Below are 23,700 nucleotides of genomic sequence, written 5' to 3'. Positions count from 1 at the left end.
TTTTTGCAAAATAATGATATCGTCTTTTCTTTACTCCCTTCAGTTATAGCGTCAAAAAGGCAGGGGGTTTATGAGCAGTATCATCCTCAGGCTGGCCCCAGGCATTATATCGATATCAGGAGGAAGAGAGGAGGTATGCCTGGCAGAAAGCTAACAAGCGTGACTGTTTCGGTATAAACCGTTCAGGCAAATAGTTCTCAGAGGGAACGGATGATGTATAAATATGAATAAAATGCCGGCCTTAATCCACAGGGTTAAAGCCGGAAGGAGATAGTGTCATCTGGACGAATTCTTACGCTGTGAATAAGGCAATATCGTTTTACCAGTCATCATAGCGATGACAAGTTCACAAAAATCGTGTTATATAATCAGCCTTACTTTAAATTACCAGAGATATCAGTATAAGCTGTCTTCCGGACAGAACAATGATATTGAATAGCCTCCCATCCTGATAGAGCGTGTTAATGCGCAGTCTGAATTTTAAATTATTACAATTTTAATAAAAATCTTTACTTAAGTGACAGATACAAAAAATGTTAATGGTTCGCCATTTTTATGAATGTCGATGGCGTAGTTTTAAAATATTTTTTGAAACATTGAATGAAGTAGGACGTGCTATCATAACCACATTTTAATGCTACAGCATTAACATTATGGTTGCCTATGCGTAAAAGTTTTGCTGCCTGATTCATTCTTGCCGATAAGTAGATGTCGCTAAAGCTGGTACCTTCTTCTGCAAGTTTCCGTTTGAGCGTTGACGTACTCATAAATATATGATCGGCAACATCCGTAAGCTTCCACTGTCTACTGGGTGACGAAGATATAATGTTGTAAACGCGCTCCTTTAACGTTATCTGAGCCGAGCTAAGGATGATCTCATAACTCTCCGGGAGTCGGAGAAAAGCAGTAAGCAGGAACAGCAGAAAATAAGGAATTAACTCTTCATTTTCAATACAACTTTTGTTGTTACAGTTACTGCAACCTTTGCTTGTATCCTTCGTACAGGAGAACGCCGTTTTCAGATGTTCAAATACCTCTCTTCTGGCAGGAAAGTCAGGCGTATAGAAGATTTTCTGCGCTTTCTCTGTGGGTACCGCCATTTTGGTTTGCTGCTCGTTTGGGATAAGTGCATAGAGAGCGCCAAGTCGTTGCGTCGGTATCTCGAGTATATCGAAATCCATGTGGCCATTGACCTCTTCAAGCGTCACGTTAACTACCTGCTCTTTTTTGAGCACCAACATCCCAGGTTCGTCACAGTAAATCGTATCGTGATTATTGCTAATCGTCAGTTTACCGCTCCGAAAGCAAACTAAAGTGAAACTGCTTACATAAAGATTTTTGATGGTAACCTGCTGAGTCTGACTTTTAATTTGCTGCCGGGTATTTGTCAAAAGTGATTTTAATTTCTGTAAGTTATCTGCGGCAGGACGCTGATGACTATTACTTACAAAGGTTACATTTTCCATATTATCCCTTTGTTGATGTTATTTTAATGTTCCTTACTGGTATCCTACTGAAAAAATCTGAGTTGTAAATGCTCTTTATTAGCGTGTGTTGGCAATGGTCTGATTGTTACACCAAAAGAACCCAAATTTGGGTAATTTATCTACAGTAGTTTAAGCCCCAATGGGGATGATGGTTCTTTTAATATGTGTTGAGACGCATTATACAGAATAAATTGATTTTATTTCTCACTTTTCATTCTATTTTCATCAGGAATCCCTGTGTCCTGTGCGGTAATCTGCTGCTATCGAGAACGACAGACATCGCTAACAGTATATATGGAAACATCAAAAGAGAAGACGATAACAAGCCCTGGGCCATACATAGTTCGATTACTTAACAGCTCACTGAACGGCTGTGAGTTTCCATTGCTGACAGGCCGAACACTCTTTGTGGTAGGTCAGAGTGATGCGCTCACTGCTTCAGGCCAACTCCCTGATATACCTGCCGATAGCTTTTTTATCCCGCTGGACCATGGCGGAGTAAATTTTGAAATCCAGGTGGATACGGATACGACCGAAATTATACTCCATGAGCTGAAAGAAGGAAATTCTGAATCTCGTTCGGTGCAATTAAATACGCCAATACAGGTCGGTGAATTGCTTATCCTGATTCGCCCGGAAAGCGAGCCGTGGGTGCCCGAGCAGCCTGAGAAGTTAGAAACGTCTGCAAAAAAGAACGAGCCGCGTTTTAAAAACGGAATTGTAGCAGCACTGGCCGGGTTTTTTATATTGGGAATTGGGACAGTGGGGACGTTATGGATACTTAACTCGCCGCAGCGGCAGGCCGCAGAGCTCGATTCGTTATTGGGGCAGGAGAAGGAGCGTTTTCAGGTGTTGCCAGGCCGGGACAAAATGCTCTATGTCGCTGCGCAAAATGAAAGAGATACGCTGTGGGCTCGTCAGGTTTTAGCGAGGGGCGATTATGATAAAAATGCGCGAGTGATTAACGAAAACGAAGAAAATAAGCGTATCTCTATCTGGCTGGATACCTATTATCCGCAGCTGGCTTATTATCGGATTCATTTCGATGAGCCGCGTAAACCCGTTTTCTGGCTAAGCCGCCAGCGAAACACGATGAGCAAGAAAGAGCTCGAGATGTTAAGTCAAAAGCTGAGAGCGCTAATGCCTTACGCGGATTCGGTTAACATCACGTTGATGGACGATGTTACCGCAGCAGGCCAGGCGGAAGCGGGGCTAAAACAGCAGGCGTTACCTTATTCCCGCAGGAATCATAAGGGGGGCGTAACGTTTGTTATTCAGGGGGCGCTCGATGATGTAGAAATACTCAGAGCCCGTCAATTTGTCGATAGCTATTACCGCACATGGGGAGGACGCTATGTGCAGTTTGCGATCGAATTAAAAGATGACTGGCTCAAGGGGCGCTCATTTCAGTACGGGGCGGAAGGTTATATCAAAATGAGCCCAGGCCATTGGTATTTCCCAAGCCCACTTTAATTTAACGTAAATAAGGAAGTCATTATGGCAACACCTTGGTCAGGCTATCTGGATGACGTCTCAGCAAAATTTGATACGGGCGTTGATAATCTACAAACGCAGGTAACAGAGGCGCTGGATAAATTAGCAGCAAAACCCTCCGATCCGGCGCTACTGGCGGCGTATCAGAGTAAGCTCTCGGAATATAACTTGTACCGTAACGCGCAATCGAACACGGTAAAAGTCTTTAAGGATATTGATGCTGCCATTATTCAGAACTTCCGTTAATCAGTTATAAGGTGGATTATGTCGATTGCAACTATTGTCCCAGAGAATGCCGTTATAGGGCAGGCGGTCAATATCAGGTCTATGGAGACGGACATTGTCTCGCTGGATGACCGGCTACTCCAGGCTTTTTCTGGTTCGGCGATTGCCACGGCTGTGGATAAACAGACGATTACCAACAGGATTGAGGACCCTAATCTGGTGACGGATCCTAAAGAGCTGGCTATTTCGCAAGAGATGATTTCAGATTATAACCTGTATGTTTCTATGGTAAGTACCCTTACTCGTAAAGGAGTCGGGGCTGTTGAAACGCTATTACGCTCATGATTCGTCGATATCTATATACCTTTCTGCTGGTAATGACCCTTGCCGGCTGTAAGGATAAGGATCTTTTAAAAGGACTGGACCAGGAACAGGCTAATGAGGTCATTGCCGTTCTGCAAATGCACAATATAGAGGCGAATAAAATTGATAGCGGAAAATTGGGCTATAGCATTACCGTTGCTGAGCCTGATTTTACCGCTGCGGTGTACTGGATTAAAACTTATCAGCTTCCTCCCCGGCCACGGGTGGAAATAGCGCAGATGTTCCCGGCGGATTCGCTGGTATCGTCTCCGCGAGCTGAAAAGGCCAGGTTATATTCGGCTATTGAACAGCGACTGGAACAGTCATTACAGACGATGGAGGGCGTGCTCTCCGCCAGGGTCCATATTAGTTATGATATTGATGCTGGTGAAAATGGCCGTCCGCCAAAACCTGTTCATCTGTCGGCATTAGCCGTATATGAACGAGGTTCGCCGCTTGCGCATCAGATCAGCGATATCAAGCGTTTCTTAAAGAATAGTTTTGCCGATGTGGATTATGACAACATTTCTGTTGTGTTGTCAGAACGTTCTGATGCCCAATTACAGGCTCCCGGCACACCAGTAAAACGTAATTCTTTTGCAACCAGTTGGATTGTGTTGATTATTTTGTTATCCGTGATGTCAGCAGGCTTTGGCGTCTGGTATTACAAAAAACATTATGCCCGCAATAAGAAAGGCATAACGGCTGATGATAAGGCGAAATCGTCAAATGAATAGGCAGCCATTACCCATTATCTGGCAAAGAATCATTTTTGATCCGTTATCGTATATCCATCCTCAGCGGTTGCAGATAGCGCCGGAAATGATTGTCAGACCCGCCGCCAGGGCGGCGGCAAATGAGTTAATACTGGCGGCATGGCGGCTTAAGAACGGAGAAAAGGAGTGTATTCAAAACTCACTGACGCAGCTGTGGCTGCGTCAGTGGCGCCGACTGCCGCAGGTAGCGTATTTACTCGGTTGCCATAAACTGAGAGCCGATCTGGCAAGGCAGGGAGCCTTGCTTGGCCTGCCGGATTGGGCGCAAGCATTTTTGGCAATGCATCAGGGAACAAGTTTATCTGTCTGCAATAAGGCGCCGAATCACCGGTTTTTACTTAGCGTCGGGTATGCACAGTTAAATGCCCTAAATGAATTTTTACCTGAATCTTTAGCACAGCGTTTTCCTTTGCTTTTTCCTCCATTTATTGAGGAGGCATTGAAGCAGGATGCTGTAGAAATGTCAATTTTGCTACTGGCCTTACAATATGCTCAAAAATATCCCAATACCGTCCCCGCTTTCGCCTGTTGAGGGGATACTGATAAAGCGTAAAACGCTGGAACGTTATTTCTCTATTGAAAGATTAGAACAGCAGGCGCATCAACGGGCTAAGCGTATTTTGCGAGAGGCGGAAGAAGAGGCAAAGACCTTGCGGATGTACGCCTATCAGGAAGGTTACGAGCAGGGAATGATAGACGCGTTACAGCAGGTCGCCGCTTATCTTACTGATAATCAGACAATGGCCTGGAAGTGGATGGAAAAAATACAGATTTATGCCCGCGAGTTATTTTCAGCTGCGGTCGACCATCCCGAAACGCTTTTAACCGTCCTGGATGAGTGGCTAAGGGATTTCGATAAGCCTGAGGGGCAACTTTTTTTAACACTGCCAGTTAATGCGAAAAAAGATCACCAAAAACTGATGGTGTTGCTTATGGAGAACTGGCCAGGCACTTTTAATCTTAAATATCATCAGGAACAGCGCTTTATCATGAGTTGCGGCGATCAGATCGCAGAATTTTCACCTGAACAATTTGTTGAAACGGCAGTAGGCGTCATTAAGCATCATCTTGATGAACTTCCACAAGACTGCCGGACAATTTCTGATAACGCCATTAACGCACTTATTGATGAATGGAAGACAAAAACGCAAGCGGAGGTTATAAGGTGATACCGGGTACGATTCCGACTTCTTATTTGGTCCCGACAGCAGATACTGAAGCGACGGGTGTGGTTTCGTTGAGTGCCAGGGCCGCTATGCTGAATAATGTGGATAGCGCGCCTTTAAGCAATGGCGGCGACGTTGATCTTTATGATGCATTCTACCAACGACTTCTGGCGCTTCCTGAGTCAGCCTCTTCTGAAACGCTTAAAGATAGCATTTATCAAGAGATGAATGCCTTCAAAGATCCTAACAGTGGTGATTCGGCTTTTGTTTCTTTTGAGCAGCAAACGGCTATGCTACAAAACATGTTAGCAAAAGTTGAACCGGGCACCCATTTATATGAGGCTTTAAACGGGGTATTAGTTGGTACAATGAACGCACAGTCACAAATGACCTCCTGGATGCAGGAGATTATTTTATCGGGCGGGGAAAACAAAGAGGCAATTGACTGGTGAACCCCCATTGCTGGCGATTTGTGATAAGGTATGGTGTATATATCAGCAAATAATGCAGAAAATGCACCATGCCAGTGTGTCTATCTTATTGATGTATATGGATTATTAAGATGTCTGCCAGCCGTTTTATTCTGAAATGATTATATTAATATTGTAAGCTTTTATTACAAAATTGTGCATAAAGTTTGTAAGGGTATCTTTTTGTGACGAAATGAACGCGCGTTGGAATGTAATTATTGGCTATAATAATAAAAAAATCGGATTTAAATCATCTCTGTGAGTTTTAATTATTTGTTTATAAGAATATAACGATTTTGAGTTCCTTATAGCACACAGGATAAAATATGGTATTGCCTTCAATGAATAAATCAGTTGAGGCCATTAGCAATAATCACCTTCAACAGCCGAACAAATTTCCATTAATAAATGGATTAGCTGACGTAAGAGACTATTATGTCGCAAACTGCTTATTGTTTAAACTTAATAAAGGCAGTTTGCGAATTGAAAACGAATTTGGGGAGTTCATCGAACAATCTGCGCCGTGTTTATTTTTATTGGAAAAAGATCAAACAATCACGCTTAGTATGAGCGAAATAGAAGGGCATATTGATTTTTCTTCACTGGAAGTTTCCTATGACTTAATGCAAAAATTCTACAAAGTTTTTTACAGTACAAGAAACTATAATGATCGAGAGCTATCATTAAAAACGAAACCAAAGTATTTTTTTCATGCGGACTTGTTGCCAGGGATGAGTGATACTTTTGACTCTATTTTGCATGGTGTGGCATGTCCACGGGTTTGTAGTAATGTGAGTATTGATGATCATGATTATTCATATTTCTCATTGATGTATCTTATATCGGCATTTGTACGTAAGCCCGGTGGGTTTGATTTCCTTGAGCGAGCAATAAAAATTACGACAAAAGAGAAAGTTTATAACATTATTATCAGCGATCTCACCCGCAAATGGTCACAGGCTGAGGTGGCGGGAAAGCTGTTTATGAGCGTATCAAGTCTGAAGCGAAAACTGGCCGCTGAAGAGGTGAGTTTTAGCAAAATATACCTAGATGCTCGTATGAATCAGGCTATAAAATTATTACGTATGGGGGCTGGAAATATTTCACAAGTCGCGACGATGTGTGGCTATGATACGCCTTCTTATTTTATCGCTATTTTTAAACGGCATTTTAAGATTACACCGCTTAGCTTTATGCGTACGATGAACCATTGATTTGTGAAATTATTTTAAACGTTACTATCTGTTTGCGTTACAGATACCAAATATTTTTTTAATCGTAGTGTATATTTCAGTATCGCTACACCAGTGATATGTAGTTAATGAAAGGGAATCGAAAGCGTTCATTGTCAGACATACATGGCCACCAGGCGCCGGGCAATCGTTGTACTCTAAGAGATTACAGTAAAGTAAAACAGTAAATTTAATCATTATCAGATTTGTAAAAGGAATTCATTTCGGTAACGACATTGCGCATGTAATAACGTATCTGGTCTTATTACCTTTGTAGTAAGAAGGCGTTATCTACTTGCGCAGTAGTCGCCCAGGAAGAAAAATCATTACCGAAGCTGTGGTCAGTTTTCAAAAAAGGATAAATAAATGAGAAATGTAATTATATACGGTATTAACTGGACTAATTGTTATGCCCTTCAGTCTATTTTTAAGCAAAAATATCCGGAAAAGTGCGTTAAAACGTGTAACTCATTAACCGCACTTTTGCATTCTCTATCCGATATGCCGGACGCCGGGCTGATTTTAGCTTTGAACCCGCATGAGCATGTTTATCTTTTTCATGCGTTGCTGACGCGGTTGCAGAACCGTAAAGTTTTGGTAGTGGCAGATCGCTTGTATTATATCGATCGCTGTGTGCTGCAATATTTTGGCGTTATGGATTATGTTTTAAAAGACGAACTATCCTGCGCTATCCGCTCGGAGCGAGAGAAGCTCCGTCTTCCGGAAGCCTGGCTGCGTTTCTGCCACAGGCCACAAAAGAAAACCGTGGCTGCTACGTATGCTTTTAATGCCGGCGAGACGCCGGAAGAGGTATTGTTTAATATCAATCAATACGCCTGGTGGAATCTACCTCCCGGTGTCACGCAGGCGAAATATGCGCTGCTGATATTATTATCCTCCGGACATCCGGCAATTGAACTGGCGAAAAAATTTGGTCTGGGAACAAAAACCGTCAGTATTTATCGTAAGAAGGTTATGTATCGTTTGGGGATGGACTCTTCACCGCTATCGCTGTTCCGGGGACTGAAACTAGACGCGCATTTACAGCGCACTGCTTTTGCACATAACCCTGCTGTACCTGACGATAATTGCGCGTTACCGATTGCGGTAGGAATGAATTAAAATATTTTTTATCATTTATGACCATGTGTTGAGCTTTTATTATAAAAAAGATTTTTTGAGTAGTAATTCTTATATATAATCATCCGGAGGTGGTTGGTAGCCTGGCTCAATCATTGAGGCATATTTTTGCAGGCAATATATTGAATCTGAAAAGTTAAAGATGATATTTTCGGTGCAGGAGCTATCATGTGGAGGGAAAAGTATGCTAAGTCCTACGACTCGTAATATGGGGGCGAGTTTATCGCCTCAGCCTGACGTCAGCGGGGAGCTAAACACCGAAGCATTGACCTGTATTGTTGAGCGTCTGGAAAGTGAAATTATAGATGGCAGCTGGATTCATATCAGTTACGAGGAAACCGATCTCGAAATGATGCCTTTTCTTGTTGCACAGGCCAATAAGAAGTATCCAGAGTTAAATCTTAAATTTGTTATGTCAGTCCATGAGCTTGTTTCCTCTATAAAGGAGACCAGAATGGAAGGCGTTGAATCTGCCCGATTTCTCGTAAATATGGGAAGTTCAGGTATCCATATTTCAGTCGTCGATTTTAGAGTTATGGACGGAAAGACATCGGTGATTTTGTTCGAACCAGCAGCGTGTAGCGCTTTTGGACCTGCTTTACTGGCGTTGAGGACCAAAGCAGCTCTTGAACGTGAACAACTGCCTGATTGTTATTTTGCTATGGTCGAGCTGGACATTCAACGAAGCTCTTCTGAATGCGGTATTTTTAGCCTGGCGCTCGCCAAAAAACTTCAGCTTGAATTTATGAACTTAGTAAAAATTCATGAAGATAATATTTGTGAACGTCTGTGTGGTGAAGAACCTTTTCTCCCGTCCGATAAAGCAGACCGTTATCTGCCGGTGAGTTTTTACAAACATACTCAAGGCGTACAACGATTAAATGAATATGTGGAGGCCAATCCGGCGGCGGGAAGCAGTATAGTAAACAAAAAGAATGAAACGCTTTATGAGCGATTCGATAACAATGCCGTTATGCTAAACGATAAAAAACTCTCTATATCCGCTCATAAAAAAAGATAGCTGAATATAAGTCTTTACTTAAATCGTAATGAAATTATAAGGTTGCCTGCCAGAGGAAATCCTTCCAGCGCCATAAGACTACTCTATATTATGACCGTATGTTTCCTGAATAGCAGGCAAAAAAGTGTTAACCTTGCGCCTCTGGTACGATTTCATTACGCCTGTCGCGCCATGTTGCGTAAATAAATACCGCAATAAACACGATGGCAAATAATACCACGATGGTCGGCGCTGGCGCGCTATCAAGATAAAAAGACAGATAGACGCCCGCAAAAGCGGTAATAACTGACAGACTCACCGCTAATCCCAGCGCGCGCGCAAAGCGTCGCGTCAGCAAAATGGCAATTGCGCCGGGGGCGATAAGCAATGAAATCGACAGAATAATACCCACCGATTTCAGCGTGGCGACGATAGTCAGCGCAATCATACATAGCAGGCCATAATGCAGTAGCGTGATATTCAGCCCGCTGGCTTTCGCCTGGTGCGGGTCAAAAGCGTGTAGCAGGAGATCTTTCCATTTCAGCCCAATGATTAACGCAATACCCAGTGCAATAACTGACGTTTGTACGATATCCCCCAGCGATACGCCCAGCATATCCCCAAACAGGATGTGATCCAGATGCACTTCCGATTGAATAGAAACATAGAGCACCAGACCTGCGCCAAACATCCCGGAAAAGACGATGCCCATCACCGTATCACGTTTGATGCGGCTGTTATCGTCCAGATAGCCGGTCGCGATAGCGCAAAATAATCCGGCAATGAAAGCGCCAATCGCCAGGGGGATCCCCACAATATATGCCAGCACGACCCCGGGGAATACCGCATGACTCATTGCATCGCCCATTAACGCCCAGCCTTTTAACACTAAAAACACGGACAGTAAGGCGCAGGGAATCGCCACAATGACCGAAACCATAAGGGCGTTCACCATAAAATCAAACTGAAAGGGTTCCAGTAACGTTGTTAAGAACATGTCGGCTCCTTCTGCAGGCGGGCGCGTCGACGGTTGGCTAACAGACCGTGTTTCGGGGCGAAAATAAAGGCTGTGATGAACAGTAAGGTTTGCATGACGACAATAATTCCACCCGTGGCGCCATCCAGCCAGTAGCTAAGCCATGCGCCCAGAAAACTGGTCAGGCTGCCAATCACGACGGCAATCATGAGCAGACGTGGAAAACGGTCGGTGAGTAACCAGGCCGTCGCGCCCGGCGTGACGACGAGACAGATCACCAGGAACGCCCCAACGGTTTGCAGGGCCGCCACGGTAGAGACGGACAATAGAGTGAAAAACAACAGCTTTAGTCGACCCGGATTAAGCCCGATAGAACGCGCATGGGTTTCATCGAAAAAGACGACCATCAGATCTTTCCACTTTAACAGCAGAATCGTCAGCGAGACTGCGCCGATAATCGCCAGTTGCGCAATATCCGCTGGCGCGATCGCCAGCACGTTGCCGAGAATAATCGTCTGGATATTCACCGACATCGGATTGAGCGACACCATAAAAAGGCCGACGCCAAAAAAAGAGGAGAAGATAAGCCCGATAATCGCGTCTTCTTTCAGGCGTGAGCGTTGGTTAAGAAAGAGCATACTGCCTGCCGCCAGTCCGCCGGAAAGAAACGCGCCGAGCGAGAAGGGCAGCCCTAACATCCAGGCGCCAGCGACGCCAGGCACAATAGAGTGAGATAGCGCATCGCCAATGAGCGACCAGCCTTTGAGCATCAAATAGCAGGAGAGAAACGCGCACAGACCGCCCACCATCGCGGAGACCCACATCGCGTTGAGCATATACTGGTAGCCAAACGGCTCAACAAGCCAGTTCATGACGATTTTCCTCCGCTGGCCACGCGCCGGGAAATAAAGGGGCGCTCGTCATCGGTGATGATGTGCTCTTCACCTCCGCTTAGCGCGATATGACGTAGAACGCCGCTAAACGCCTGTTCCAGATTCGCGGCGGTAAACGTGGTTTCGGTAGGGCCGCTGGCCAGTACGGTTCCTTTAATCATTACCGTATAGTCGCAAAACTCGGTGACGGAGCCGAGATTATGCGTTGAGACCAGCATCGTGCGGCCTTCATCGCGCAGTTCCCGTAGTAGATCGATGATTCGCGCTTCGGTTTTTACATCCACGCCGGTAAAAGGTTCATCCAGCAGGATTACCTGTCCATCCTGAGCGATGGCCCTGGCAAGAAACACACGTTTTTTCTGCCCGCCGGACAGCTCGCCAATCTGCCTGTGACGATATTCCTGCATATCCACCCGCGCCAGCGCGGCGTCAACACAGGCGTGATCATGCGCAGTGGGACGGCGTAGCCAGCCCATATGGCCGTAGCGTCCCATCATCACCACATCTTCTACCAGCACCGGAAATGACCAGTCCACTTCTTCCGATTGCGGAACATAAGCAATGAGGTTTTTTTTCAGCGCCTTGTTGACTGACTGTTGCAGGATAGTGATATCTCCCTGCGCAAGATGCACAAAGCCCATTAACGCTTTAAATAACGTAGACTTACCGGAACCATTTACGCCTACCAGCGCGGCGATTGAACCGCCAGGCACCTGAAAAGTGGCGTCCCGTAGGGCGGTATGACCGTTGCGATACGTCACCGTGACTTGATCAACGGTAATCGCAGATTGACTCATTGTTGACTCCTCAGTCCGTCGTTAATGCCGTTGACGATGGTTTCGGTCGTGACGCGCAGCAGATCCAGATAGGTTGGCACAGGGCCGTCAGCGGCGCTCAGAGAATCGACATACAGTACGCCGCCATAATGCGCGCCGGATTCACGCGCGACCTGGCGGGCGGGTTTATCGGAAACCGTACTCTCGCTAAAGATGGCGGGAATATGGTGCTTTTTAATGGTATCAATCACTTTACGCACCTGTTTTGGCGTACCCTGTTGATCGGCGTTAATTGGCCAGAGATAAAGCTCTTTCATGTCGTTATCGCGCGCCAGGTAAGAGAACGCGCCTTCACTGGTGACCAGCCAGCGCTGATCGGCGGGAATTTTTTCCAGTTCGGCACGCAACGGATCGGCCATCTGGCGAATTTTCGCTTTATAGCGTTCGGCATTTTGCTTATAGATCTGCGCATTATCCGGATCGTACTTCACCAGGGCGTCGCGAATGTTATCGACATAAATCAGCGCGTTTTCTGCCGACATCCAGGCGTGCGGGTTCGGTTTACCGTTATACGGGCCTTCGGTAATGCCCATCGGTTTGACGCCGGTGGAGACGATGACTTCCGGTACGCCGGAAAGGTGCTGATAAAAGCGGGCGAACCATCGCTCCAGGTTCAGACCATTCGCGAGGATAAGCTGCGCCCCCTGCGCTCGTTTAATATCGCCGGGCGTTGGCTGATACTCATGGATTTCAGCGCCGGGCTTGGTAATTGAGCTGACTTCCGCTGCGTCGCCCGCCACGTTTTTCGCCATGTCGGCAATAACGGTAAACGTGGTGATGACTTTAAATTTCTCTTTTGCATAGGCTGGCGATAGCGCGAGTATCGCGACAATACCGGCAATCAGGAGTGTTTTCAGACGATGTAGATTCGTCATAGTATCCCTCGCAACAATGTGGTTAATTAATCATCGAATATAGCCTTTGCTATGTTATATAGCACAAGGTATGAATAAATGAAAATAATTCTTATTTGCGAAATGGCGACGATATGCAGTGATAGTGCTAAAGAGGGATAAGGTGTAAAATAAATGCACCTTAATGTTCGGAGAGAGCACGATGCCTGGTAAACGTATCGCTCGTGAAAAACTGACGATCAAAAAAATGATCGCGCTGTATGAAAGCCAGTGTCCACAGGCGTCAGCGGTGCAGGGGCATTACGACGCGCTGTACGCCTACGCGCAAAAACGTCTTGATAAATGCGTATTTGGCGAGGAAAAACCCGCCTGTAAGCAGTGCCCGGTGCACTGCTATCAGCCGGCTAAACGCGAGGAGATGAAGCAGATTATGCGTTGGGCAGGTCCGCGAATGCTTTGGCGACACCCTGTCCTGACCGTGCGGCACCTTATCGACGATAAGCGCCCCGTTCCGGAATTGCCGGAAAAATATCAGCGCAAGAAGTGAAGGGGAAGCGCCAGGCCTACGGCGCGCATCATCTCCAGGCCGGATCAGATCCGGCAACCCGTTACGCTAACGCGTCTTTATCAATACCCAATCGCTTCATACGCGACAGCAGGGTGGTTCGTTTAAGCCCCAGACGCTGCGCCGCGCCTTTTGGTCCAGCCACTACGCCATTGGTCTCTTTCAGCACGCGTATAATAAGCTGATATTCATCTTCGCCTTCTTTGGCGCTTTCAGTCGCAACAGGCGAGGTATCGGGCGTTACGGCGGTAATATCCGGCAGCGACAGTTGTAGCACATTGCCGCGCGTCAGCAGCACGGCGCGCTCGACGACATTCTCCAGCTCGCGAACGTTCCCCGGCCATTCCATGCTGCTGAGCGTGCGCAGCGTTTCGGCGGGAATGCTGTCGATATTACGCCCCATTCGGCGGGCGATTTTGAAAGTGAACGCTTTGACCAGTAGTGGAATATCTTCCGGACGTTCGCGCAACGGAGGAAGCTGGATCGGAAAAACATTCAGCCGATAGTAGAGATCGTTACGGAATTCGCGATCGGCGACCATTTTTTTCAGATCGCGGTTAGTCGCGGCGATCAGCCGCACGTCGGTCTGGATCAGTTTATTGCTGCCGAGACGTTCAAACTCTTGCTCCTGAAGGACGCGCAGCAGCTTAGGCTGTAGCTCCAGCGGCATGTCGCCCACTTCATCCAGAAACAGCGAGCTTTTATCCGCCAGCTCGAAACGGCCAATCCGCTGCGCGCTGGCGCCGGTAAACGCGCCGCGCTCATGACCAAACAAATCGCTTTCCAGCAGCCCCGCCGGCATCGCGGCGCAGTTCATCTTTACCATCCTGCGCCCGCTACGTCCGCTCAGGTTGTGAATGGCGCGGGCAATCAACTCTTTACCGGTTCCCGTTTCGCCCAGAATCAGCACGGTACTGTCGCTCTGCGCCACCATCTCAACCTGCTTTAGCACGTTGTACATCGCTTCGCTGCGCCCGATGATCTCGCCAAACTCGCTGTCGACGTTATTAAGCTGCTCCGTGAGCGCCAGGTTTTCGTCGACCAGGCGTTCCTTCAGTCGGTGGATTTCCTGATAGGCCAGCGCATTATCCACGGCAATGGCTACTCGTTCGGCAATCTGACGCAGCAGCTTGAGGTTGGCGGTGGTAAACACTTTTTCTTCGCACTGGGCCAGTTTGAGCACGCCAAGCATCGTCTTGCCGGACATCAACGGCAGCAGGCAAAGCGTCTGGATCTGATTGCCCCAGGTATCGAACAGCATGCGTTCGTAGGGAGCAAGCGGATCGCGTTCGTTGAGGTTGATAAGCAGCATCTCTTTACTTTTAAAGACGCGCTCCGTGAGCGTGCCGGCTTCGTCGACTTCGCTCTGTTCGTGCGCCGGATGATGCTCATCAAGGTAGTGGGTGGAGTAGATATTCAGCTTATTTTTGCGATGGCTGCGCAACACGATGCTGATTGCGTCGATATTGAAATAGTGGTGGATCTCTTTTGCGACTTCGCTTACCAGCTCATCAATATCCAGACGCGACAGGACGGCGTTGGTGATCGCAACCAGAATACGGAAGTTATCGCGTTCGCGGCACAACAGATCATAATCGACATTATTGTTTACCCGGTTTTGAATTTGCTCGGCGACCACGCCGACAATTTGGGTAAACGTATGCAGACGGTCATATTCCTTTTCACTCCAGGGGCGATCTTCCTGACGGATGAATTCGCAGCCGCCGAAAATACGGCCCTCCGCGGCTAAAGGAAGCAGACAGTAATGACCAAATTCCGGGTAGAGGCCGCTCGCGGCAAGCTGCGGCCAGGTTTCGGTAAACTCATGGAAATTACAGTGCAATGCATCGGGGCGAGAAAGGATGCGACGTACCGGGCCGTGCGCCAGTACGGTTTCATCTTCATATTCAACAGGACGGCCATTTTCTCGCGTCGCATAATATTGTGCGCGTTGCGACAGCGCCTGCCATAGCACAATGCCGGCGCTGTCGGCGAGCGCTGAACGCTTTACCAGTTGCGAAAGCGCTTCACTGAGCGACGCCAAATCGGGCTGCTGCAATAAGGTACGAGTGATATCGAACAGGCCTTGCTGTCCAAGATCGCTCATGGGTGTATACGACATGTTGCTTTTCCAGGAAAATACCGCAAAACGGTGCGAAAACGGTAAATGAATTATAGGTATAAGTCGTAAGTTATTGCCGGATGGCTGACCGCAAACTCGCTGGTCACACACTCCGTAGGCCTGATAAGCAAAGCGCCATCAGGCGTTCATGCAGCGTTAATGCCGGATGTCGACGCAAATGCGTCTTATCCGGCCTACAGTATGCTGCCAACAGGCTGCTAGCATATACGAGGTAATGGTTCGGCGTGTGGCAAATCAAGGGTTCGCTTCACGCCATAGAGTCCGGCTAAGCGAACGCCTTTGCGTTCCACGACTTCGCCAATCAGCGCTGCATCACGTCCCAGCGGATGCGCGCGTAATGCCGCCAACGCCCGATCTGCGGCCTGCCGTTCAACGGCAATCACCAGTTTTCCTTCGTTGGCAAAGTTCAGGGCATCCAGCCCCAACAGCTCGCAGACGCCGCGCACGGCAGGTTTGAGCGGCAGTGCGGATTCGGACAATTCAATACCGTAACCGCAGGACGTCGCAAACTCATGGGCGACCGCATTCACGCCGCCGCGCGTGGCGTCACGCAATGCCTTCACTCCGTCAATATGACGCAGCGTCTGAATAAGCGGCGTTAATACTGCGCAGTCGCTCGCCAGCTCGCCATCCAGTCCCAGTTGCTCACGCAGGTTGAGGATAGTGGCACCGTGATCGCCAAGCGTACCGCTGACTAACAGCACATCGCCAACGCTCAGCGTTTGCGCGCCCCAGCGAATATCGGCGGGAATCGCCCCCATGCCGGCAGTGTTGATAAATAATTTATCCGCCGCGCCGCGCTGCACAACTTTGGTGTCGCCGGTTACAATGGCGATATCCGCTTCCCGCGCGGTCGCCGCCATGCTATTGACCACGCTTTTTAACGTCTCCATCGGCAGCCCTTCTTCAAGGATAAAGCCGCAGGAGAGATAGCGGGGGATCGCGCCGCTCACCGCAACGTCGTTCGCCGTACCGCAAATCGCCAGTTTGCCGATATTGCCGCCGGGGAAAAAGAGCGGATCGATCACATAGCTATCGGTAGAAAACGCCAGACGGTCGCCCTCCGCCGTCAGTTGCGCCAGCTCCAGACGCGCCTGATCTTCTTGTTCCGCCAGCCACGGGTTGGCAAAGGCCTCCATAAACAGGCTATTAATCAACTGTTGCATAGCCTGGCCGCCGCTGCCGTGGGCGAGTTGTATATTGTTCAAACTTCACACTCCTGCTGACGATACTGATACCAGGCGGCGCATGCGCCTTCGGAAGAGACCATCAGCGCGCCGAACGCGGTCTCTGGATTACATGTTTTACCAAATAGCGGGCACTGATGCGGCTTGCATCTGCCGGTCAGCACTTCGCCGCAGCGGGCGCGCGGATCGTCATAGACCTGTTGTGGCGCTGGGCGGAAATGCGCTTCGGCGTCAAAGCGCTGATACTCTGGCGTCAGGTGGACGCCGGAGGATTCAATCACGCCCAGACCGCGCCACTCGCTGTCGCCATTAACGCAGAACACATCGGCGATGGCCTGCTGCGCCAGCATGTTTCCGGCATCCGGCACCACGCGACGGTATTGGTTTTCAACCTGGCTTAGGGCCGCTATTTTCTGCTCAACCAGCATGACCACGCCTTGCAGTAGATCAAGCGGTTCGAATCCAGCCACCACCAGCGGGCGATTAAAATCGGCGGCGATAAACTGGTACGCCTCGGTGCCGATGACCATGCTGACGTGGCCTGGCGCAAGAAAGGCGTCAATGCCGTTGTCCGGCTGCTCCAGTAGGCTACGCAGCGTCGGGATCAGCGTAATGTGCTGGCAGAAAAAGTAGAAGTTTCGCACGTCACGCTGTTTTGCCTGCTGCAGCGTGATGGCGGTGGTCGGCATGGTGGTTTCAAAGCCCAGCCCGAAAAATACCACTTTGCGGGTCGGGTTATCCTGCGCCAGCTTCAGCGCGTCCATCGGAGAGTAAACAATACGGACATCCGCGCCGCGCGCTTTAGCCTGCAACAGAGAACCCTGTTTCCCCGGCACGCGCATGGCATCGCCAAAGGTGCAGAAAATCACCTCCGGATGGCTGGCGATTTCCACGCAACTGTCGATGCGTCCCATCGGCAGCACGCAGACCGGACAACCGGGGCCGTGAATAAATTCCACGTTTTCGGGCAGTAACTGATCGAGACCAAATTTAAAAATTGCGTGGGTATGACCCCCGCAGACTTCCATAATGCGCAACGGACGTTCGGCAGTGTAAGGAAGAAGGGCGGCGCGTTCACGCAGGTGTTCAATGAGCTGCATTACCTGTTCCGGCGCACGGTACTCGTCAACAAAACGCATTATCTCTCCTCACCATACAGCAGTGCGCCGACGTCCGGCTCAACATCAAACATATTTTGTAGCGCGTCGAGCGTGTCGCGCGCTTCCGCTTCGTTAATGACGCTCATGGCGAATCCGACATGAACCAGCACCCACTGACCCAGACGCGGCTGACCGTTTTCATCACAACTGCCGACTAATGTGAGATCGACGTCGCGCTGAATGCCGCAGACGTCAACTTTTGCCTGATTGCCGTCAATGGCGCGGATTTGACCCGGCACTCCTATGCACATCGCTGCGCCTCCAGCCAGGCCAGCCACTGATCCATGCCTTCGCCGCTGGTGGCGGAAATCAGGATAATTTCAATCTCCGGGTTCACTTCACGCGCGCTGGCGATGCACTTCTCAACGTCAAAATTGAGGTAGGGCAGCAGATCGACTTTATTGAGCAGCATGAGCGACGCAGCGGCAAACATATGCGGATATTTCAGCGGCTTATCTTCACCTTCGGTCACGGAAAGCACTGCGACTTTATGCTTTTCGCCCAGATCGAAGCTGGCCGGGCAGACGAGATTACCGACGTTTTCGATAAACAGAATACCGTGGTCATCCAGCGGCAGGCGCGGCGCGGCGTCGGCGATCATTTGCGCGTCAAGATGGCAGCCTTTACCGGTGTTGACCTGAATGGCGGGCGTGCCGGTAGCGCGGATGCGGGCGGCGTCGTTCACTGTCTGCTGGTCGCCTTCAATCACCGCGCACGGTACACGGTCTTTCAATTTCATCAGCGTTTCGGTCAGCAGGGTGGTTTTACCGGACCCGGGGCTGGACACCAGGTTGAGCACCAGTTGCTGGCGGGCGGCGAAACGGGCGCGGTTGCGCTCAGCCAGACGATTATTTTTGTCCAGCACGTCGATTTCAACCTCAAGCATCCGCCGCTGACTCATACCAGGCGCGTGGGTTCCGGCTTCGCCGTGGCCGTAATGCAGATCGCCTTCTGCGGTCTGACTTGGGGCAAAGTCAGGCGTTTTAATGCCGGTAATATTCAGCGCCGGGCGGGCCGCTGGGGCAAAGGGCGCGCTACGAAACGCTGAGTGCGGATTATGTTCATCGCCTTCTATATAAAGGTTGCCTTCAGCGCAACCGCAAGTCGTACACATCGCTTACTCCTGATCTTTTTCTTGTTACAGGCTTTCTGCCGGATGGCGACGCGAGCGTCTATCCGGCATTAATCTTCAGTTTCATCAATCTCTATGCGCCGAATTTGTAAGCCGTCATCGGCCACAATTCGCAGCGTATCGCTATGACATTGCGGACAACGACGTACACGGTGGGTTAACAACGTGACATATTGTTGACAATGCTCACACCAGCATTCGGCTTCCTGTTCTTCGAGGTGCAGTTTACAACCTTCTGCTATCGTGCCGCGGCATACCAGATCAAAACAAAAGGAAAGAGCGCTGGTTTCCACGCAAGAAAATGCGCCAATTTTGATCCAGACGGCTGTCACACGTTTTGCACCGTATGCTGAAGCCTGTTGTTCAATCAATTCCAGTGCCCGTTGGCAGAGGGTGATTTCGTGCATATCGCCTCCCGTAGTGGTTGCCCCTGTGAAGCAATATTTATGCCAATATTTTTATCCCCTGGCAGGGTAATGTCGACGATGACGAAATGACATGTCGTCACCGCGTCGAAACGGCAGTAACTGCGCTCGTCTGCTATTAAAAACAATAAGTTAAAAATTGGCATGGAAAATGCTTAACGCAGGCATCTCTGTTAAACGGGTAACCTGACATGACTATTTGGGAAATAAGCGAAAAGGCCGATTACATCGCGCAACGGCATCGTCGCCTACAGGACCAGTGGCATATTTACTGCAACTCGCTGGTTCAGGGGATCACCCTCTCGAAAGCGCGCCTGCATCACGCAATGAGCTGCGCGCCGGAAAGGGATCTTTGCTTTGTCCTGTTTGAGCACTTTCGTATTTACGTCGCGTTGGCGGATGGTTTTAACAGCCACACCATTGAGTACTACGTTGAAACCAAAGATGGCGAAGATAAGCAATTGATTGCACAGGCGCAGCTCGATATCGACGGCAAGGTTGATGAACGGGTTAACAACCGCGATCGCGAGCAGGTGCTGGAGCACTATCTGGAAAAAATCGCCAGCGTTTACGACAGCCTCTATACCGCTGTAGAAACCAACTCGCCGGTTAATTTGCGTCAATTGGTAAAGGGAAACAGCCCGGCGGTATAAGCCTGAGGTGTTGCCCGCTTTGATTCGCGATGTGGCGTTGCGCCACGTCATGAATGTTTTGGGGATGGGCGTGTCGATAAGTGTCGAAAATGACATTTCAACGGCATGTTTTCGTCAAAAATGACAATCACCTGAGGAATGCCTGGTGAATCGTTTTGTAATTGCTGACTCCACTCTCTGTATCGGCTGCCACACCTGTGAGGCCGCCTGTTCAGAGACGCATCGCCAGCATGGCCTGCAGTCAATGCCGCGCCTGAAAGTGATGCTGAATGAAAAAGAATCTGCGCCGCAGCTTTGTCACCACTGTGAAGATGCGCCATGCGCCACGGTATGCCCGGTTAACGCGATTAATCGCGTTGACGGCGCTGTCCAGCTTAATGAAAGCCTGTGCGTGAGCTGCAAACTGTGTGGTATTGCCTGTCCGTTTGGCGCTATTGAGTTTTCCGGCAGCCGTCCGCTGCATATTCCGGCGAACGCCAATACGCCGAAAGCGCCGCCCGCGCCGCCAGCGCCTGCGCGCGTCAGTACGTTGCTCGACTGGGTGCCGGGCGTACGCGCTATCGCGGTGAAATGCGACCTGTGCAGCTTTGACGAGCAAGGCCCGGCCTGTGTGCGGATGTGCCCGACTAAAGCGCTACACCTGGTGGAGAACACGGATATCGCCCGCGCCAGCAAACGTAAACGTGAGCTGACGTTTAATACCGATTTTGGCGATCTCACCTTGTTTCAGCAGGCTCAGAGTGGGGATGCATAATGAGTTCACTTTCACTGATTACTAGCGGCGTCGCGTGGTTTGCCGCCGCCGCCGTTCTGGCGTTTCTGTTTTCGTTTCATAAAGCGCTGAGCGGCTGGATTGCCGGTATCGGCGGCGCGGTCGGCAGCCTGTGTACGGCTGGCGCGGGGTTCACCGCACTGACCAGCGCCGTTACGGTGAGCGGCGTGATGCCGTTTACCGGTCACATGCTGCAAATAACGCCGCTGAATGCTATCTGGCTGATTACGCTGGGGCTGTGCGGCCTGTTCGTCAGCCTGTTCAATATCGACTGGCATCGCCATCCACAGGTAAAAGCCAACGGACTGTTGATCAACCTGCTGATGGCGGCAGCCGTCTGCGCCGTGGTCGCCAGTAACCTGGGGACGATGGTGGTGATGGCGGAAATCATGGCGCTCTGCGCCGTGTTCCTCACCGGCGGTAGCAAAGAGGGCAAACTGTGGTTTGCGCTGGGCCGTCTCGGTACGCTGCTGCTGGCAATCGCCTGCTGGCTGGTGTGGCAGCGCTACGGCACGCTGGATCTGGGGCTGCTGGATCAACGCGCTCAGCAACTGCCGCTGGGCTCCGATATCTGGCTGCTCGGCGTTATCGGCTTTGGTCTGCTGGCCGGGATTATCCCGCTACACGGTTGGGTGCCGCAGGCGCACGCCAACGCCAGCGCTCCCGCCGCCGCGCTGTTCTCGACCGTGGTGATGAAAATCGGGCTGCTGGGCATTCTCACGCTATCTCTGCTTGGCGGCAATGCGCCGCTGTGGTGGGGCGTGGCGCTGTTGGTGCTTGGGATGATCACCGCCTTTGTCGGCGGTCTGTACGCGCTGATGGAGCATAACATTCAGCGCCTGCTGGCCTATCACACGCTGGAAAATATCGGCATCATTTTGCTCGGTCTGGGCGCAGGCGTTACCGGGATTGCTCTCAATCAGCCGGTACTGATCGCGCTGGGTCTGACCGGCGGGCTCTATCACCTGCTGAACCATAGCCTGTTTAAAAGCGTGCTGTTTCTGGGCGCGGGCAGCATCTGGTTCCGTACCGGTCATCGCGATATCGAAAAACTGGGCGGTATTGGTAAACGGATGCCGGTTATTTCTATCGCCATGCTGGTCGGTCTGATGGCGATGGCTGCGTTGCCGCCGCTGAACGGCTTTGCCGGCGAGTGGGTGATTTACCAGTCCTTCTTCAAACTGGGCAACAGCGGCGCGTTTGTTGGTCGTCTGTTAGGACCGCTGCTGGCGGTTGGCCTGGCGATTACCGGCGCGCTGGCGGTGATGTGTATGGCGAAAGTTTACGGCGTGACTTTCCTTGGCGCGCCGCGCACGAAGGAAGCTGAAAACGCCAGCTGCGCGCCTATCCTGATGGGCGTCAGCGTGGTTGCGCTGGCTATCTGCTGTGTGATTGGTGGGGTTGCCGCGCCGTGGCTGCTGCCGATGATTTCCACTGCGGTACCGTTGCCGCTGGAGACCGCGCACACCACCGTATCGCAGCCGATGATCACGCTGCTGTTGGTCGCCTGTCCGCTACTGCCGTTCATCATTATGGCGATGTTCAAAGGCAACCGTCTGCCGTCGCGTTCTCGCGGCGCGGCCTGGGTGTGCGGCTACGACCATGAGCAGTCGATGGTGATTACCGCGTACGGTTTCGCCATGCCGGTGAAAGAGGCCTTTGCCCCGGTACTCAAATTGCGTAAATGGCTGAACCCGGTATCGCTGGTGCCGGGCTGGCAGAACGCGGCGGCCGCGGTGCTGTTCCGTCGTCTGGCGCTGATTGAGCTGGCGGTGCTGGTGGTGATTGTGGTTTCACGAGGAGCCTGAAAATGAGTGTGTTTTATCCGTTAATTCAGGCGCTGGTGCTATTTGCCGTTGCGCCATTGCTGTCCGGTATTACTCGCGTGGCGCGCGCCCGTCTACACAATCGCCGTGGGCCGGGCGTGTTGCAGGAGTACCGCGACATTATCAAACTGCTCGGTCGTCAGAGTATTGCGCCCGCTGATTCCGGCTGGGTTTTTCGCCTGACGCCGTTTGTGATGGTCGGCGTGATGCTGACTATCGCCACCGCGCTGCCGGTCGTCACCGTTGGATCTCCGTTGCCGCAACTGGGTGATTTAATCACCCTGATTTACCTGTTCGCCATCGCCCGTTTCTTCTTCTCTATTGCAGGCCTGGATACCGGCAGTCCGTTCACCGCGATCGGCGCCAGCCGTGAAGCGATGCTCGGCGTGCTGGTGGAGCCGATTCTGCTGCTGGGTCTGTGGGTCGCCGCGCAGGTGGCGGGTTCAACGCATATCAGCAATATCGCCGATACCATTTATCACTGGCCTGTCGCGCGTAGTATTCCGCTGATTCTGGCGCTGTGCGCCTGCGCCTTCGCCACCTTTATCGAAATGGGCAAGCTGCCGTTCGACCTGGCGGAAGCGGAGCAGGAGTTGCAGGAAGGGCCGTTGACCGAATACAGCGGTAGCGGCTTTGCGGTGCTGAAATGGGGCATCAGCCTTAAGCAACTGGTGGTGCTGCAAATGTTCGTCGGCGTGTTTCTGCCGTGGGGACAGATGGAAACCTTCAGCGCAGGCGGACTGTTGCTGGCGCTGGTGATTGCCATCGTCAAGCTGATTGTCGGCGTACTGGTGATCGCCCTGTTTGAAAACAGCATGGCGCGACTGCGTTTTTGCGCCACTTCACGCGTGACCTGGGCCGGTTTTGGGTTTGCGTTTTTAGCCTTCGTCTCCTTGCTGGCGGCGTGATTTAAGAGAGTTTGAGC

General features: G+C 50.4%; 25 protein-coding genes and 1 pseudogene. 15 read left to right on the top strand and 11 right to left on the bottom strand.

Annotated elements, in window-relative coordinates; all coding sequences use genetic code 11:
• Nucleotides 1-536: 536 nt before the first annotated feature.
• Nucleotides 537-1,466 (bottom strand): transcriptional regulator HilD, encoded by a 930-nt coding sequence (gene hilD / locus ACQ29O_RS18225; protein WP_000432699.1) that lies wholly within the window; start codon nt 1,464-1,466, stop codon nt 537-539.
• Between the two features lie 315 nt (nt 1,467-1,781).
• Here hilD and prgH point away from each other — a divergent pair, with 315 nt between their 5' ends.
• The 10 genes and pseudogenes from prgH to avrA all read left to right on the top strand — a co-directional run bounded on the left by prgH (nt 1,782) and on the right by avrA (nt 9,403).
• Nucleotides 1,782-2,960 carry a type III secretion system inner membrane ring protein PrgH gene (gene prgH, locus ACQ29O_RS18220; protein ID WP_000450198.1) on the top strand — a complete coding sequence of 393 codons (1,179 nt, stop codon included), beginning with the start codon at nt 1,782-1,784 and terminating at the stop codon, nt 2,958-2,960.
• Between the two features lie 24 nt (nt 2,961-2,984).
• Entirely contained in the window at nt 2,985-3,227 is a 243-nt protein-coding gene (prgI, locus tag ACQ29O_RS18215) for a type III secretion system needle filament protein PrgI (protein WP_000235228.1), read from the top strand.
• An 18-nt stretch (nt 3,228-3,245) separates the two neighbouring features.
• Nucleotides 3,246-3,551, top strand: coding sequence for a type III secretion system inner rod protein PrgJ (prgJ, locus tag ACQ29O_RS18210; protein ID WP_000020431.1), 306 nt, complete (start codon nt 3,246-3,248; stop codon nt 3,549-3,551).
• Entirely contained in the window at nt 3,548-4,306 is a 759-nt protein-coding gene (gene prgK, locus ACQ29O_RS18205) for a type III secretion system inner membrane ring lipoprotein PrgK (RefSeq protein WP_253336083.1), read from the top strand. Before prgJ ends, prgK begins: the two co-directional genes overlap by 4 nt.
• Nucleotides 4,278-4,877 (top strand): oxygen-regulated invasion protein OrgA, encoded by a 600-nt coding sequence (orgA, locus tag ACQ29O_RS18200; RefSeq protein WP_001574876.1) that lies wholly within the window; start codon nt 4,278-4,280, stop codon nt 4,875-4,877. Before prgK ends, orgA begins: the two co-directional genes overlap by 29 nt.
• A complete protein-coding gene (orgB, locus tag ACQ29O_RS18195; protein WP_000916654.1) occupies nt 4,834-5,514 on the top strand; it encodes a type III secretion system linker protein OrgB in 681 nt (226 codons plus the stop codon). The genes orgA and orgB overlap by 44 nt, the downstream gene beginning before the upstream one ends.
• Nucleotides 5,511-5,963, top strand: a complete 453-nt coding sequence (locus tag ACQ29O_RS18190; RefSeq protein WP_000612179.1) for a type III secretion system effector protein OrgC — start codon at nt 5,511-5,513, stop codon at nt 5,961-5,963. The genes orgB and ACQ29O_RS18190 overlap by 4 nt, the downstream gene beginning before the upstream one ends.
• 344 nt (nt 5,964-6,307) lie before the next feature.
• Nucleotides 6,308-7,195, top strand: coding sequence for an invasion transcriptional regulator HilC (hilC, locus tag ACQ29O_RS18185; protein WP_000243998.1), 888 nt, complete (start codon nt 6,308-6,310; stop codon nt 7,193-7,195).
• A gap of 384 nt (nt 7,196-7,579) precedes the next feature.
• Nucleotides 7,580-8,335 (top strand): transcriptional regulator SprB, encoded by a 756-nt coding sequence (sprB, locus tag ACQ29O_RS18180; RefSeq protein ID WP_001246659.1) that lies wholly within the window; start codon nt 7,580-7,582, stop codon nt 8,333-8,335.
• Between the two features lie 160 nt (nt 8,336-8,495).
• Nucleotides 8,496-9,403 (top strand): annotated as a pseudogene (avrA, locus tag ACQ29O_RS18175) (type III secretion system YopJ family effector AvrA).
• Between the two features lie 98 nt (nt 9,404-9,501).
• Here avrA and sitD read toward each other — a convergent pair.
• From sitD to sitA, 4 genes are read right to left on the bottom strand one after another with little or no spacing between them, the layout of a single operon-like run.
• Entirely contained in the window at nt 9,502-10,350 is an 849-nt protein-coding gene (sitD, locus tag ACQ29O_RS18170; RefSeq protein ID WP_000480205.1) for an iron/manganese ABC transporter permease subunit SitD, read from the bottom strand.
• Nucleotides 10,341-11,201, bottom strand: a complete 861-nt coding sequence (gene sitC / locus ACQ29O_RS18165; RefSeq protein WP_001104336.1) for an iron/manganese ABC transporter permease subunit SitC — start codon at nt 11,199-11,201, stop codon at nt 10,341-10,343. Before sitC ends, sitD begins: the two co-directional genes overlap by 10 nt.
• Nucleotides 11,198-12,019: an iron/manganese ABC transporter ATP-binding protein SitB gene (sitB, locus tag ACQ29O_RS18160; protein WP_000083153.1), complete on the bottom strand. Its 822-nt coding sequence runs from the start codon at nt 12,017-12,019 to the stop codon at nt 11,198-11,200. Before sitB ends, sitC begins: the two co-directional genes overlap by 4 nt.
• Nucleotides 12,016-12,933, bottom strand: coding sequence for an iron/manganese ABC transporter substrate-binding protein SitA (gene sitA / locus ACQ29O_RS18155; protein WP_000182929.1), 918 nt, complete (start codon nt 12,931-12,933; stop codon nt 12,016-12,018). Before sitA ends, sitB begins: the two co-directional genes overlap by 4 nt.
• Before the next feature lie 181 nt (nt 12,934-13,114).
• Between sitA and ACQ29O_RS18150 the strand changes: the two genes are divergently transcribed.
• The gene (locus ACQ29O_RS18150; RefSeq protein ID WP_001117940.1) at nt 13,115-13,459 is read left to right on the top strand and encodes a nitrous oxide-stimulated promoter family protein; all 345 of its coding nucleotides are present in this window, start codon (nt 13,115-13,117) and stop codon (nt 13,457-13,459) included.
• A 61-nt stretch (nt 13,460-13,520) separates the two neighbouring features.
• On the opposite strand, the gene flhA is transcribed toward ACQ29O_RS18150, so the two are convergent.
• The 6 genes from flhA to hypA all read right to left on the bottom strand — a co-directional run bounded on the left by flhA (nt 13,521) and on the right by hypA (nt 19,506).
• Nucleotides 13,521-15,599: a formate hydrogenlyase transcriptional activator FlhA gene (gene flhA / locus ACQ29O_RS18145; protein ID WP_000122681.1), complete on the bottom strand. Its 2,079-nt coding sequence runs from the start codon at nt 15,597-15,599 to the stop codon at nt 13,521-13,523.
• A 218-nt stretch (nt 15,600-15,817) separates the two neighbouring features.
• Nucleotides 15,818-16,828, bottom strand: a complete 1,011-nt coding sequence (gene hypE / locus ACQ29O_RS18140; RefSeq protein WP_001059954.1) for a hydrogenase expression/formation protein HypE — start codon at nt 16,826-16,828, stop codon at nt 15,818-15,820.
• Nucleotides 16,825-17,946, bottom strand: a complete 1,122-nt coding sequence (gene hypD, locus ACQ29O_RS18135; protein ID WP_001212962.1) for a hydrogenase formation protein HypD — start codon at nt 17,944-17,946, stop codon at nt 16,825-16,827. The genes hypE and hypD overlap by 4 nt, the downstream gene beginning before the upstream one ends.
• Entirely contained in the window at nt 17,946-18,218 is a 273-nt protein-coding gene (hypC, locus tag ACQ29O_RS18130) for a hydrogenase 3 maturation protein HypC (protein ID WP_000334871.1), read from the bottom strand. The genes hypD and hypC overlap by 1 nt, the downstream gene beginning before the upstream one ends.
• Entirely contained in the window at nt 18,209-19,081 is an 873-nt protein-coding gene (gene hypB / locus ACQ29O_RS18125; protein WP_000337636.1) for a hydrogenase nickel incorporation protein HypB, read from the bottom strand. The genes hypC and hypB overlap by 10 nt, the downstream gene beginning before the upstream one ends.
• Nucleotides 19,082-19,149: 68 nt before the next feature.
• Nucleotides 19,150-19,506: a hydrogenase maturation nickel metallochaperone HypA gene (gene hypA / locus ACQ29O_RS18120; protein ID WP_000544461.1), complete on the bottom strand. Its 357-nt coding sequence runs from the start codon at nt 19,504-19,506 to the stop codon at nt 19,150-19,152.
• A gap of 209 nt (nt 19,507-19,715) precedes the next feature.
• Between hypA and hycA the strand changes: the two genes are divergently transcribed.
• The 4 genes from hycA to ACQ29O_RS18100 all read left to right on the top strand — a co-directional run bounded on the left by hycA (nt 19,716) and on the right by ACQ29O_RS18100 (nt 23,683).
• Entirely contained in the window at nt 19,716-20,177 is a 462-nt protein-coding gene (hycA, locus tag ACQ29O_RS18115) for a formate hydrogenlyase regulator HycA (protein WP_000158075.1), read from the top strand.
• Nucleotides 20,178-20,322: 145 nt separating this feature from the next.
• Nucleotides 20,323-20,931 carry a formate hydrogenlyase subunit HycB gene (gene hycB / locus ACQ29O_RS18110; protein ID WP_001079164.1) on the top strand — a complete coding sequence of 203 codons (609 nt, stop codon included), beginning with the start codon at nt 20,323-20,325 and terminating at the stop codon, nt 20,929-20,931.
• Nucleotides 20,931-22,757, top strand: a complete 1,827-nt coding sequence (hycC, locus tag ACQ29O_RS18105) for a formate hydrogenlyase subunit 3 (protein WP_000097035.1) — start codon at nt 20,931-20,933, stop codon at nt 22,755-22,757. The genes hycB and hycC overlap by 1 nt, the downstream gene beginning before the upstream one ends.
• A 2-nt stretch (nt 22,758-22,759) precedes the next feature.
• The gene (locus ACQ29O_RS18100) at nt 22,760-23,683 is read left to right on the top strand and encodes a respiratory chain complex I subunit 1 family protein (RefSeq protein WP_000110562.1); all 924 of its coding nucleotides are present in this window, start codon (nt 22,760-22,762) and stop codon (nt 23,681-23,683) included.
• Nucleotides 23,684-23,700: the final 17 nt, after the last annotated feature.

The sequence above is a fragment of the Salmonella sp. GDC200615 genome, from assembly GCF_050574145.1.
Lineage (GTDB): Bacteria > Pseudomonadota > Gammaproteobacteria > Enterobacterales > Enterobacteriaceae > Salmonella > Salmonella enterica.
This window is presented reverse-complemented; position numbering and strand designations above follow the sequence as displayed.

Bases quoted from the DNA above. Each gene is read 5' to 3' on its own strand.
- hilD (WP_000432699.1), bottom strand. From the start codon at position 1,466: ATGGAAAATGTAACCTTTGTAAGTAATAGTCATCAGCGTCCTGCCGCA.
- prgH (WP_000450198.1), top strand. From the start codon at position 1,782: ATGGAAACATCAAAAGAGAAGACGATAACAAGCCCTGGGCCATACATA.
- prgI (WP_000235228.1), top strand. From the start codon at position 2,985: ATGGCAACACCTTGGTCAGGCTATCTGGATGACGTCTCAGCAAAATTT.
- prgJ (WP_000020431.1), top strand. From the start codon at position 3,246: ATGTCGATTGCAACTATTGTCCCAGAGAATGCCGTTATAGGGCAGGCG.
- prgK (WP_253336083.1), top strand. From the start codon at position 3,548: ATGATTCGTCGATATCTATATACCTTTCTGCTGGTAATGACCCTTGCC.
- orgA (WP_001574876.1), top strand. From the start codon at position 4,278: ATGATAAGGCGAAATCGTCAAATGAATAGGCAGCCATTACCCATTATC.
- orgB (WP_000916654.1), top strand. From the start codon at position 4,834: ATGCTCAAAAATATCCCAATACCGTCCCCGCTTTCGCCTGTTGAGGGG.
- hilC (WP_000243998.1), top strand. From the start codon at position 6,308: ATGGTATTGCCTTCAATGAATAAATCAGTTGAGGCCATTAGCAATAAT.
- sprB (WP_001246659.1), top strand. From the start codon at position 7,580: ATGAGAAATGTAATTATATACGGTATTAACTGGACTAATTGTTATGCC.
- sitD (WP_000480205.1), bottom strand. From the start codon at position 10,350: ATGTTCTTAACAACGTTACTGGAACCCTTTCAGTTTGATTTTATGGTG.
- sitC (WP_001104336.1), bottom strand. From the start codon at position 11,201: ATGAACTGGCTTGTTGAGCCGTTTGGCTACCAGTATATGCTCAACGCG.
- sitB (WP_000083153.1), bottom strand. From the start codon at position 12,019: ATGAGTCAATCTGCGATTACCGTTGATCAAGTCACGGTGACGTATCGC.
- sitA (WP_000182929.1), bottom strand. From the start codon at position 12,933: ATGACGAATCTACATCGTCTGAAAACACTCCTGATTGCCGGTATTGTC.
- ACQ29O_RS18150 (WP_001117940.1), top strand. From the start codon at position 13,115: ATGCCTGGTAAACGTATCGCTCGTGAAAAACTGACGATCAAAAAAATG.
- flhA (WP_000122681.1), bottom strand. From the start codon at position 15,599: ATGTCGTATACACCCATGAGCGATCTTGGACAGCAAGGCCTGTTCGAT.
- hypD (WP_001212962.1), bottom strand. From the start codon at position 17,946: ATGCGTTTTGTTGACGAGTACCGTGCGCCGGAACAGGTAATGCAGCTC.
- hypC (WP_000334871.1), bottom strand. From the start codon at position 18,218: ATGTGCATAGGAGTGCCGGGTCAAATCCGCGCCATTGACGGCAATCAG.
- hypB (WP_000337636.1), bottom strand. From the start codon at position 19,081: ATGTGTACGACTTGCGGTTGCGCTGAAGGCAACCTTTATATAGAAGGC.
- hypA (WP_000544461.1), bottom strand. From the start codon at position 19,506: ATGCACGAAATCACCCTCTGCCAACGGGCACTGGAATTGATTGAACAA.
- hycA (WP_000158075.1), top strand. From the start codon at position 19,716: ATGACTATTTGGGAAATAAGCGAAAAGGCCGATTACATCGCGCAACGG.
- hycC (WP_000097035.1), top strand. From the start codon at position 20,931: ATGAGTTCACTTTCACTGATTACTAGCGGCGTCGCGTGGTTTGCCGCC.
- ACQ29O_RS18100 (WP_000110562.1), top strand. From the start codon at position 22,760: ATGAGTGTGTTTTATCCGTTAATTCAGGCGCTGGTGCTATTTGCCGTT.